At 72.8% G+C, this 11,332-nt stretch carries 7 protein-coding genes; 1 reads left to right on the forward strand and 6 read right to left on the reverse strand.

Going from position 1 to position 11,332, the window contains the following annotated elements; translation table 11 throughout:
* Positions 1–28: 28 nt before the first annotated feature.
* The 5 genes from ACIRST_RS16205 to ACIRST_RS16225 all read right to left on the reverse strand — a co-directional run bounded on the left by ACIRST_RS16205 (position 29) and on the right by ACIRST_RS16225 (position 8,836).
* The gene (locus ACIRST_RS16205; protein ID WP_350519808.1) at positions 29–505 is read right to left on the reverse strand and encodes a phage holin family protein; all 477 of its coding nucleotides are present in this window, start codon (positions 503–505) and stop codon (positions 29–31) included.
* A gap of 333 nt (positions 506–838) precedes the next feature.
* Positions 839–2,350: a Na+/H+ antiporter NhaA gene (nhaA, locus tag ACIRST_RS16210; RefSeq protein WP_402802837.1), complete on the reverse strand. Its 1,512-nt coding sequence runs from the start codon at positions 2,348–2,350 to the stop codon at positions 839–841.
* A 413-nt stretch (positions 2,351–2,763) separates the two neighbouring features.
* Complete coding sequence (acs, locus tag ACIRST_RS16215) at positions 2,764–4,722, reverse strand: acetate--CoA ligase (RefSeq protein ID WP_350519810.1); 1,959 nt, start codon at positions 4,720–4,722, stop codon at positions 2,764–2,766.
* Positions 4,723–4,964: 242 nt separating this feature from the next.
* Positions 4,965–7,382, reverse strand: a complete 2,418-nt coding sequence (locus ACIRST_RS16220) for a SulP family inorganic anion transporter (protein WP_402802838.1) — start codon at positions 7,380–7,382, stop codon at positions 4,965–4,967.
* 446 nt (positions 7,383–7,828) lie between these two features.
* Complete coding sequence (locus tag ACIRST_RS16225) at positions 7,829–8,836, reverse strand: ATP-binding protein (RefSeq protein WP_402802839.1); 1,008 nt, start codon at positions 8,834–8,836, stop codon at positions 7,829–7,831.
* Between the two features lie 221 nt (positions 8,837–9,057).
* On the opposite strand from ACIRST_RS16225, the gene ACIRST_RS16230 reads away from it, so the two are divergent.
* A complete protein-coding gene (locus ACIRST_RS16230; protein WP_402802840.1) occupies positions 9,058–9,948 on the forward strand; it encodes an oxidoreductase in 891 nt (296 codons plus the stop codon).
* A 372-nt stretch (positions 9,949–10,320) separates the two neighbouring features.
* On the opposite strand, the gene ACIRST_RS16235 is transcribed toward ACIRST_RS16230, so the two are convergent.
* Positions 10,321–11,118: an HAD-IB family hydrolase gene (locus ACIRST_RS16235; protein ID WP_350519854.1), complete on the reverse strand. Its 798-nt coding sequence runs from the start codon at positions 11,116–11,118 to the stop codon at positions 10,321–10,323.
* Between the last annotated feature and the right edge of the window lie 214 nt (positions 11,119–11,332).

Below are 11,332 nucleotides of genomic sequence, written 5' to 3' on the forward strand. Positions count from 1 at the left end.
CCCAGGGGTGTCCGTTGACGCGGGTGCTTTACGGGATGCGGCCCAGGGCCCGGTCGATCTCCTCCTTGGTGGCCGGACGCGGCCGGGCGTTCTTCAGCACGTCGGCGGTCTTCTGGGCGCCCTCGATGGTGCGGTGCGGCGGCTCGATCTTCCTGAACGAGCGGTACGCCAGCACCCCGAGCAGCGCCGCGAGCAGCAGGTAGGCGCCCGCCACGATGAGGAAGGACCAGCCCAGCGACAGACCCAGCGCGTGGATGCCGAAGGCCGCCGCGGCGCTCAGCATCGGGATCGAGAACAGCGCCACCACACCGGCGACCATCAGCGAGACGCCGCCGGAGACACCGCGCTTGACGTCCGCGCGGATCTCGGCCTTGGCGAGTGCGATCTCGTCGTGGACCAGCGCGGACAGGTCGGCGGTGGCCGCCGCGAACAGCTGCCCCACCGAACGCTCGCCCTCGTAGGGCGCCCGGCCGTTGCTGGACGGGTCTGCGGCTCCTGCGGGCATCAGCGGTTCTCCTCTGCGGCTGTGCGGCGTGACGCCACCGCGGGTCTGCGGTTCCGGGGGGCCGGTGGGGGGTCCCGGGGCGTCAGTGGATTGTCGACAGCTCAGAATCATGCCTCTACCGGTCAGTCGGACACCACTCCGGGGCCCCGCCGGAGGGACGTGTCCGGCCGCCTGCGGCCTCCGGGGGCTCCCGGAGGGGGCTGCCGGAGGGGGCTGCCGGAGGGATTCCGGGAAGGTTCCGGGGCGGGGCTCCCGTCAGAGTTCCGGCGGGAGTTCCGGCGGGAGCGCCGGGGTGGGCTCCGGGGTCCGTTGTGTGGGGTCCCGGAGGGACCGTCAGTGCTCCGCCGAGGAGTCCCCGGAGGTCCGGGAGTCCGGGGAGTCCTCGGAATCCTGGGAGGCCCCGGGAGCGCCGGAGGCCTCGTCGGGCAGCGGTCGGGCCCGCTCCGAGCCCCGGGCCTGCTCCGAGCCCCGGGCCTGCTCCGAGCCCCGGGCCTGCTCCGAGCCGCGGGCCCGCTCCGAGACCCGAGCCCGCCAGGCCGGGTCGTCCTCCTGGTAGACGTCCGGGACGCCGTCCTCGTCCACGTCCCGCTCCTCCTCCTCGCACAGCGCGCGGTAGTGCTGGTTGCGCAGCTTCAGCAGCACCGTGGCGACCGTCGCGCAGAGCAGTGAGCCGACCAGCACGGCGGTCTTGGCCCGGCCGGCGAGCGTCGGGTCGTCCGGGAAGGCCAGTTCGCTGATGAGCAGCGAGACGGTGAAGCCGATGCCCGCGACCACCGAGACGGCCATCATGTCGGCCCACTTGAGCTGCGGGTTCAGCTCGGCCCGGGTGAACCGGGCGGTCAGCCAGGTGCCGCCGAATATGCCCACAGACTTGCCGACCAGCAGACCGATCACGATGCCGATCGGGACGGCCTGGGTGAACACCTCGCGCAGCGCCGTGCCGGAGATCGTCACCCCGGCCGAGAACAGCGCGAACAGCGGGACGGCCAGGCCGGCCGAGAGCGGGCGGACCAGGTGCTCGATGTGCTCGCCGGGAGAGTGCTGCTCGTCGCCCTCCCGGTGGCAGCGCAGCATCAGGCCCATCGCGACGCCCGCGACCGTGGCGTGGATGCCGCTCTCGTGCATCAGGGCCCAGGTCACCAGCGCCAGCGGTACGAACAGGTACCAGCCGTGCACCCCGCGCCGGTGCAGGAACCAGAACAGCACCAGCCCGGCGAGGGCCAGTCCGAGCGCCCAGAACTTGATGCCGGAGCTGTAGAAGATCGCGATGATCAGGATCGCGATCAGGTCGTCCACGACGGCCAGGGTGAGCAGGAAGGCGCGCAGCGCCGAGGGCAGGTGGCTGCCGACCACGGCCAGCACGCCGAGGGCGAAGGCGATGTCGGTGGCGGTCGGGATCGCCCAGCCGCCGGGGTGTCCGCCGCTGCCGGAGTTCACCAGGGCGTAGAGGATCGCGGGCAGTGCCACCCCGCAGACGGCGGCGATGACGGGCAGCACCGCGGCGCTCGGTGTGCGCAGCTCGCCCGCGACGAACTCGCGCTTGAGCTCGATCCCGGCGACGAAGAAGAAGACCGTCAGGAGCCCGTCCTTGGCCCAGGTGGCCAGCGTGAGGTCGAGGTGCAGCGGGGTGGAGGGGCCGATGGTGTAGTCGAGCATGCTCTGGTACGCCTGCGGCCAGACGTTGGCCCAGATCAGCGCGATGACGGCGGCGCCGAGCAGCAGCACACCGCCGACCGTCTCGGTGCGCAGGGCGTCGGCGATGAAGGTGCGCTCGGGCAGTGGCAGCCGGCCGAGGAACTGCCGGCGGCGGGTCGTCGGCTCTTGGACGGGCGGCTGGTCGGTCACGCGGGACCTCCTGGGGCGGGGAGCGGCAACGGATGCACGGGTGGTGCAGTTGCCGACCAGACTTCCCGGCTCGCCCTGTGACGCCTGGATCCCCGGCGAGGGGATCTTGATGCGTCGTTAACAGTCTAGCGGGGTGTTCGGGTGACATCCGGATTGTCTTGATAAAGGACTTAAGCCCTGTGGGCCGGTCCTGCACTCCGGAGGACGAGCGGCCCGGCGCCCGTACGGCCCCGGTCGCCTGCACCCGGGTGAACGCGGAGGAGCCCCGCCCCACGCCAGGAGGCGTGACCGTTGCCGGTTCCCCGGCCGCCCCCCGGCCGACGACTGGGCTGCCGACGGCGGCTGCCCCTGCCGACGCGACTGTGCCCCGGGCGGTGACCACCGCCCGGGGCACAGTCGCCGTATCAGTCGGATCAGCCGTTGCCGTTCTCCGAGGGCGGCAGCTGGGCCTGGATCTGGCTCATGACCGAGCTGTCGGCCAGCGTGGTGGTGTCGCCGACCTCGCGGCCTTCGGCGATGTCGCGCAGCAGGCGGCGCATGATCTTGCCGGAGCGGGTCTTCGGGAGCTCGCCGACGACCTTGATCTGCTTGGGCTTGGCGATGGGGCCCAGGGTGCGGCCGACGTGGGCGCGCAGCTCGTCGACGAGTTCGGGGCTCTCGGTGACGCCACCGCGCAGGATGACGAAGGCGACGATGGCCTGGCCGGTGGTGGCGTCGGTGGCGCCGACGACCGCGGACTCGGCCACGGAGGGGTGGCCGACCAGGGCGGACTCGACCTCGGTGGTCGAGATGTTGTGGCCGGAGACGAGCATGACGTCGTCGACCCGGCCGAGCAGCCAGATGTCGCCGTCCTCGTCCTTCTTGGCGCCGTCGCCGGCGAAGTAGCGGCCCTCGAAGCGGGACCAGTAGGTGTCGATGTAGCGCTGGTCGTCGCCCCAGATGGTGCGGAGCATGGAGGGCCAGGGCTCGGTGAGGACGAGGTAGCCGCCCGAGCCGTTGGGGACCTCGACGGCGTTGTCGTCGACGACGGTGGCCGCGATGCCGGGCAGGGCGCGCTGCGCGGAGCCGGGCTTGGTCTCGGTGACGCCGGGCAGCGGGCTGATCATCATGGCGCCGGTCTCGGTCTGCCACCAGGTGTCCACGATCGGCGTCTTGCCGGCGCCGATGTGCTCGCGGTACCAGATCCACGCCTCGGGGTTGATCGGCTCGCCGACGCTGCCCAGCACCCGCAGGCTGGACAGGTCGAACTTCGCGGGGATGTCGTCGCCCCACTTCATGAAGGTGCGGATCGCGGTCGGCGCGGTGTAGAGGATGGTTACGCCGTACTTCTGGACGATCTCCCAGAACCGGCCCTGGTGCGGGGTGTCGGGGGTGCCCTCGTAGATGACCTGGGTGGCGCCGTTGGACAGCGGTCCGTAGACGATGTACGAGTGGCCGGTGACCCAGCCGATGTCGGCCGTGCACCAGTAGACGTCGGTCTCCGGCTTGAGGTCGAAGACCGCGTGGTGGGTGTAGGAGGCCTGGGTGAGGTAGCCGCCGGAGGTGTGCAGGATGCCCTTGGGCTTCCCGGTGGTGCCGGAGGTGTAGAGGATGAACAGCGGGTGTTCGGCCTCGTGGGCCTCGGGGGTGTGCTCGGTGGACTGGCGGGCGGTGATCTCGTGCCACCACACGTCGCGGCCCTCGGTCCAGGCGATGTCCTGGCCGGTGCGGCGGACGACCAGGACGTGCTCGACGCCGTCGGCCTTGGTGAGGGCCTCGTCGATGGCGGGCTTGAGCGCGGAGGGCTTGCCGCGGCGGTAGCCGCCGTCGGCGGTGATGACGAGCTTGGCCTGGGCGTCCTGGATGCGGGAGGCGACGGCGTCGGCGGAGAAGCCGCCGAAGACCACCGAGTGGGTGGCGCCGATCCGGGCGCACGCCAGCATCGCGACGACGGCCTCGGCGATCATCGGGAGGTAGACGGCGACGCGGTCGCCCTTGCGGACGCCGAGCTCCAGCAGGGCGTTGGCGGCCTGGGAGACCTCGTCCTTGAGCTGGGCGTAGGTGATGGAGCGGCCGTCGCCGGGCTCGCCCTCGAAGTGGATGGCGACCCGGTCGCCCAGGCCGTTCTCGACGTGGCGGTCGACGCAGTTGTAGGCCACGTTGAGGCTGCCGTCGGCGAACCACTTCGCGAACGGCGGGTTCGACCAGTCCAGCGTCTCGGTCGGCTCGACGGCCCAGCTGAGGCGGCGGGCCTGCTCGGCCCAGAACGCCAGGCGGTCCTCGGAGGCCTGCGCGTACGCGGCCGCGGTGACGTTGGCCGCTGCGGCGAGCTCTGCCGGAGGAGCGAAGCGCCGCTCCTCCTTGAGCAGGTTGGCCAGGCTCTCGTTGCTCAACACGCACTCCTCATCGAGTCATGATCGGGGACGATCCCGTGCGTGGGGATTGTCCCGTGTGTCCCAGCGCACAGCTCACCAGGCGAATGGGGCACTTGACAAGAGGCTCCCTGGAATTGGTGTAGACCTTTGGCTGCTGGGCGGGCTGAGACCCGCACGGTTCGCCGCCCGGGAGCGGAAGACCGTCCGGGGGCTGGTGGGCCCGTGCCCCGGCCCGCCCGGCGGGGACACGGGCCCGGCTCTCAGGCGGCCAGCCGGGGGCCCTTCCCGCCGCCGCCGGACGGAACCAGACCGCCCTCATTCACCCGTTCGGCGGAGCCCTCGCCGGTCCCGGATCCGGGACCGGGGCCACACCCGGAACCGGCACCTGTTCCGGACCCGGCGCGGGCCTCGACCGGGCTGAACGTCCCGGCGGCGCGGTCCAGGACGTAGGCCTGGGCGGTCGCGAAGTCGAAGTACATCCCGACCAGTCGCAGGGTGCCCTCCTGGACCCGCCGTTCCACGGCCGGGTTCGCCATCAGCTGGTCCAACTGCTGCACCACGTTGGTGATGCAGAGCTGCTCCACCGGGTCCACCACGGGCCGGGTGGCGAACTCCGCGGGCACCCGTCGGAGCCGGTCCAGCGAGCCGCGGCCGTTGCGCAGCCAGCGGGCCAACGGGGTGGGTGGACCGGGGCGCTCGTGCACGCCGTCCAGCAGGGCCTGCATCGCGCCGCAGCCGGAGTGGCCGCAGACCGTGATGGAGCGCACCTCCAGCACCTCGACCGCGTACTGCACCGCGGCGGCCACCGAGTCGTCGGCCGCGCCGGGCTCGAACGGGGCCGGCACCAGGTTGCCCACGTTGCGGACGGTGAAGAGGTCGCCCGGGCCGCTGTTGGTGATCATGCTGGTGACCATCCGAGAGTCCGCGCAGGTCAGGAACAGCTGGGAGGGCGTCTGCCCCTCCCGTGCCAGCCGGGCGAGTTCGGGCCTGATCAGCGGGGCGGTGTGCAGCTGGAACACCCGGACCCCGTCCAGCAGCCGACCGTGCGGGTCCTCCTGCTGGTCGATGCAGTGGTGGCCGACCCAGGGCGTCCAGGCCCGGCAGCGGTGCGGCCCCGGTGAACTCCCCGCGCGCACCGTGCCGTCGGGATCGAGCACCTCGTCGTCCTGGCGCCTCGTCACCATCGAGACACGGCCGCCCGCGTCCTGGTGTCCGGCGCGCCAGGTGTGCAGCGTCTCGTACGCGGCGTGGTCCAGGAAGGAGCCGTCGTGGATCACCGTGACCCCGGCTCCGGCCGGGATGCCGGCCAGTGCCCGGCTGAGCCGGGGCACGGCGGTGAAGGTGAGCGGGCCGTGCGTCTGGACGGTGACCGAGCCGTCCGGCCCGGTCTCGACGTCCACGTGGGCGCGGGTCAGCCGGTAGAGCGCGAGCAGGACGGCGGTGCCGGCCCCGATCGCGACGCCCCACAGCACCCCGGCCCCCACCACGGCGACCACGGTGGTGAGGTAGACGGGGAACTCCCGGTGCCGGTGCACGTTGCGGATGTGCGCGAAGCTCACCATCTGCAGCCCGACCACCAGGACCAGCGCGGCGAGCGCGGCCAGCGGGATCCGGCGCAGCCCGCCGGTCAGCGCCAGCGCGGCGGCCAGCACCCAGACGCCGTGCAGCACCGAGGCCCACCTGGACTGCGCGCCGGCCTGCACGTTGGCGGTGCTGCGCACCGCGCCGCCGGCGATCGGCAGCCCGCCGGCCAGGCCGCTCAGCAGGTTGGCGAGGCCCTGGCCGCGCAGCTCGCGGTCGAGGTCGCCGGTGCGGCGGGACATCCGGTCGATCGCGACGGCGGACAGCAGCGATTCCACACTGGCCACGGCGGTGACGGTGAGGACGGCGGCGATCAGGCCGGGGGCCGGACCGTGCGGCAGGGCGGGCACGAGGGAGTGCGGCTGCCACGCGGGCAGCTCGATGTGGGCGAGCCGCAGGTCCAGGGCGAGCGCCAGGGACGTGGCCAGGGCGACGGCGGCGAGCGGGCCCGGCAGCCTGGCCGCCCGGGCGCCCAGCCGGCCGGCGCGGCCGGGGAGTCGGCCGAGCCGGGGCCAGCCGAGCAGGACGGTCACCGTCACCGCGCCGACCAGCAGCGCGGGCGGGTGGGGGCCGGCCAACTGCCCGGGCAGGGCGAGGAGGTTGGCGATCGCGGAGCTCTGCGGCGAGCCGCCGAGCACGACGTGCAGTTGCGCGATGGCGATGGTGAGGCCGACCCCGGCCAGCATGCCGTGCACGATCGCGGGCGACACGGCGAGCGCCGTTCGGGCCACCCGGCGTGCGCCGAGCAGGAGTTGGAGCAGGCCGGCGGCGAGGGTGATGGCGCAGGTGGCCCGCCAGCCGTACTGGGTGATCAGCCCGGCGGTGATCACGGTCAGCGCCGCCGAGGGGCCGCTGACCATGAGTGCGGTGCCGCCGAACAGCCCGACCACGATGCCGCCCACGGCGGCGGCGGCCAGCCCGGCGGTGAGCGGGGCGCCGGTGGCCAGCGCGATGCCGAGGGAGAACGGCACGGCGATCAGGAAGACCACGAGCGAGGCGGAGAGGTCCTGGGCCCAGCGGATCCGGGCGCCGGGGCCCGGTGGTGCGTGGTCGGTGGTGTCGGAGGCGATGGGGGCGCTGGAGATGTCGAGGGTCATTGTCTTCCCGTCTGTCCGGGGGAACGAACGCAGTCAGGTCCGGCGGTGAGTCCGGGGTGGGGCTCCGGGCGGATCGGCTGTCGTGGGTCGCGACGGCGTGGCGGGATGGCGTGGCGCGGCGGGGAGTGCGGGTGTCACCGGCCGGCGTTGACCATCGGGCCCGCCAGGAGCCCGGGCGAGGTGCGGGACGTCTCGCCGAGGGCCGTCGGGACGGACCATCAAGACTCGGTAAACCGAGGGTAATGAAAGCTTTGCACAGCGTGGTTGCGGGTGGGAAGCGGAAAACCCCCTGGTTCACCCCAATGGGTGGTGTCCGAACCGCAGGGAATCTGCTGGTGGGGTCGGTGGGCGGCCGGGCGGGCGGCGGTGCCGGAAACGGCGGACGGGCCGCGGCCTTCCCGGGGTGGAGGGAGGTTGCGGCCCGTCCGGGCGCGGTGGCGCGTGCGTCAGGCGTGGGCGCCCGCCGGGGTCGGCTGCTCGCGGTCGTCCGCGAACCCGCCCGGCACGAAGCCCTCGTCCACCTGGGTCGCCAGGTCGATGCCGACCTTGGCGTTGGCCCAACTCTCCGCGTTGCGGCGGTGGAAGAGCACGGCCTGCTCGGTGTAGCGGTGCGCGTCCCGCCGTCCGTACGCCGCGTCGGCCTCGGCCCGCAGCTGCTCCAGCACGGCGCGGTTGGCCGGCTCCAGGGACTTCAGCGGCGGCTCGGCGCCCTGCTCCAGCCGGCGCACCCAGTCCGAGTGCCCGAAGGTGGTGAGCAGGTCGTCGCCGACCTCGCGGCGCAGGAAGGCCAGGTCGTCCGGGCCCTGCACCTTGTTGCCGACCACCCGCAGCTGGACGCCGAAGTCGGCGGCGTAGTCCCGGTACTGGCGGTAGACGGAGACGCCCTTGCGGGTCGGTTCGGCCACCAGGAAGGTCAGGTCGAAGCGGGTGAACAGGCCGGAGGCGAAGGAGTCCGAGCCCGCCGTCATGTCGGTGACCAGGTACTCGTCGGGGCCGTCCAGCAGGTGGTTGAGCAGCAGTTCCACCGCGCCGACCTTGGAGTGGTAGCAGGCCACCCCGAGGTCCTCCTCGGTGAAGGCGCCGGTCGCCAGCAGCCGGACCGAGCCCTCGTCCAGGGCGACCGGGCGGGCGCAGGCGGCGTAGACCGGGTTCTCCTCGACGATCCGCAGCAACCGCGAGCCGCGGCCGGGCGGGGTGGTCTTGATCATCTCCTCGGCGGAGCGGATCAGCGGGTTGCTGCCGCGCAGGTACTCCTTGATCTCCGGCAGGTGTGCGCCGAGCGAGGGCAGGTCGGCGGCCTGGCGGTCCGTCAGTCCGAGGGCGGGGCCCAGGTGCTGGTTGATGTCGGCGTCCACGGCGATGACCGGCCGGCCGGCGGCGGCCAGGTGGCGGATGAACAGTGCGGACAGCGTGGTCTTCCCGCTGCCGCCCTTGCCGACGAAGGCGATCTTCATCTGGGGACTCCGGCTCTCGCTCAGGGCCCTCGCTCGGGGCCGCCTGTCCAGGGGCGCGTGTGACGGGGGCGCGCCCTAGTTGGAAATCGTTATCGTCTCCGATAGCGGCCATGCTAGCCGGGGTTTGGGCGTCGCCGGGGGAGGGAAGTGAGGATTGCCTCTAACGGGTGATGCGGGGTTGCTGTTCCGGGATGGGCGGCCCGTTCATTACTCTCGGGTAGGTGAGCACTGGAACAGATCCCCTCGCCCCGCTGGCCCAGCTCCCCGGGGTGCCCGACGCGGTGGCCGAGGTGCGCAAGGCCGTCGACCGGCTCTACGGCCACCGGGTGATGCGCCGCCGCGCGGCCGAGGTCACCTCCGAGTCCGCACTGCGCGGCGCCCGCGCGTCGGCGGCCCTGGCCGGGGCCGACTGGCCGCTGGAGGAGGTCCGCCGCCGCACCGACTTCGGCGCGGACGCGGAGTCCCGCACGGTCGGCGCGTCCCTGCGGATCGCCGCGGAGGCCGGCCAGCTGCTCAGCATCTGGCGGCACTCGCCGCTCCAGGTGCTGGCCCGGCTGCACCTGCTCGCGGTCGGCGACGGGGACCCGGCCGCCGGGCGTCCGCGCCGGGCGGGGGAGGGCGCGGAGGCGCTGTTCCCGCTGGAGCTGGAACCGGTGGAGAGCGTCCGGGTCGAGGCCGTGGACGGGCCGCTGCCCGAGCTGCCGCCCGCGTCGGGCGCGGAGGAGGTCGCGGCCCGGCTCGACCAGCTCTCCCGGCTGCTGGTGGCGCGCGCGGACGGGCAGGGCGTGGGCACGCCGGCCCTCGTCGTGGCCTCGGTGGTGCACGGCGAACTGCTCGCGCTGCGGCCGTTCGGCGCCCACAACGGGGTGATCGCGCGGGCCGCCCAGCGGATCGTGCTGATCGCCGAGGGGCTCGACCCGAAGGCGATCTGCCCGGCCGAGGTCGGCCTGGCGGAGCTCGGCACCGGCACCTACCGGCGGGCCCTCGCGGGCTACCTCGCGGGCACGCCCGAGGGGATGGCGGCCTGGATCGCGCACTGCGGTGCGGCGCTGCGGCTCGGCGTTCGGGAGAGCACGGCGGTCTGCGAGGCGATGCAGCGCGGCATGGCCTGAGCGGCCGGAGCGGTGGAAGGGCCCGTGTGCGGGCCCGTACACACGGATGCGGCGGCACCTGGTGTTGCAGGGTGCCGCCGCTGGTGCAGGTACCGGGTGACCATGCATGCACCGGAAGTGCCGATCAGACGGGGATCCTGCCCGTTCGTCTGGTCCGGCGGCCCGACAGCGGGTCGGCTGCATGTGGGTGCTCGGATACCTGTACGTGCGGTCCGTGGGGCCTGAACTGCGTTGTCGGTTTGACCTCTTCGGTCCTGACCGGGTCTCGCGGGCCGTGCTTCATTTGTATCGCGTTTCGGGCGAAAGGGGAACCCGAAACAAGAAGTCTGTGCCGATTGCCCGTTTTGTCCGAAGGGGGCCCGGGGCGGGTCCTCAGGCCAGTGGGCGGCGCCGACGGGCCAGGTACCAGATCACCCCGGCGGTCACGGCGGCCGTCCCGATCGCCACCGCGGTCAGCACCGAACCGCTCGGGGCGGAGAACTCGGGCAGCCGCCGCCGCAGTTCCACCGGCTTGTCGAAGACCAGCACCGGCCACTCCCGCGCCTGCGCCTCCTTGCGCAGGGCGCGGTCCGGGTTGACGGCCGACGGGTGGCCGACCGCCGCCAGCAGCGGCAGGTCGGTGGAGGAGTCGCTGTAGGCGTAGGAGGCGGCGAGGTCGTAGCCCTCGACCGCGGCCAACTCCCGGATGGCGGCGGCCTTGTTCTCGGCGTAGGCGTAGTACTCGATCTCGCCGGTGTAGCAGCCGTCCTCGACCTTCAGCCGGGTGGCGATCACGTGGTCCGCGCCGAGCAGGGCGCCGATCGGCTCGACCACCTCGGAGCCGGAGCTGCTGACGATCACCACGTCCCGGCCGGCCGCGTGGTGCTGCTCGATCAGCGAGGCGGCCTCGTCGTAGATGATCGGGTCGATCAGGTTGTGCAGGGTCTCGGCGACGATCTCGCGGACCTGCTGGACGTTCCAGCCCCGGGTGAGCGCGGAGAGGTACTCGCGCATCTTCTCCATCTGGTCGTGGTCCGCGCCGCCGACCAGGAAGACGAACTGCGCGTACGCACTGCGCAGTACGGCCCGACGGTTGATCAGGCCGCCCTGGTAGAAGGGGCGGCTGAAGGCCAGTGCGCTCGATTTGGCGATGATGGTCTTGTCGAGGTCGAAGAAGGCCGCCGTGCGCAGCCCGCCGGACCGGGCGGGGGCGGGTGCGCGGAGCTCTTCGGGCCCGCTGGTGCCGCCCTGGGACTCGTCGGCGTGGTCGTCGGCGTTCTCGGTGGTGTCCACGGGAACCGAGGATAGAGGGAGCCACAAAACAGCCCGCCATTCGGCGTACTCGCGGGCGTGCGGGTTTGTGTTTCTGGCCGCTCGGGTACACCATGGAAGTCACGGATCGTTC

The organism is Kitasatospora sp. NPDC101447 (assembly GCF_044767225.1).
Classification (GTDB): domain Bacteria; phylum Actinomycetota; class Actinomycetes; order Streptomycetales; family Streptomycetaceae; genus Kitasatospora.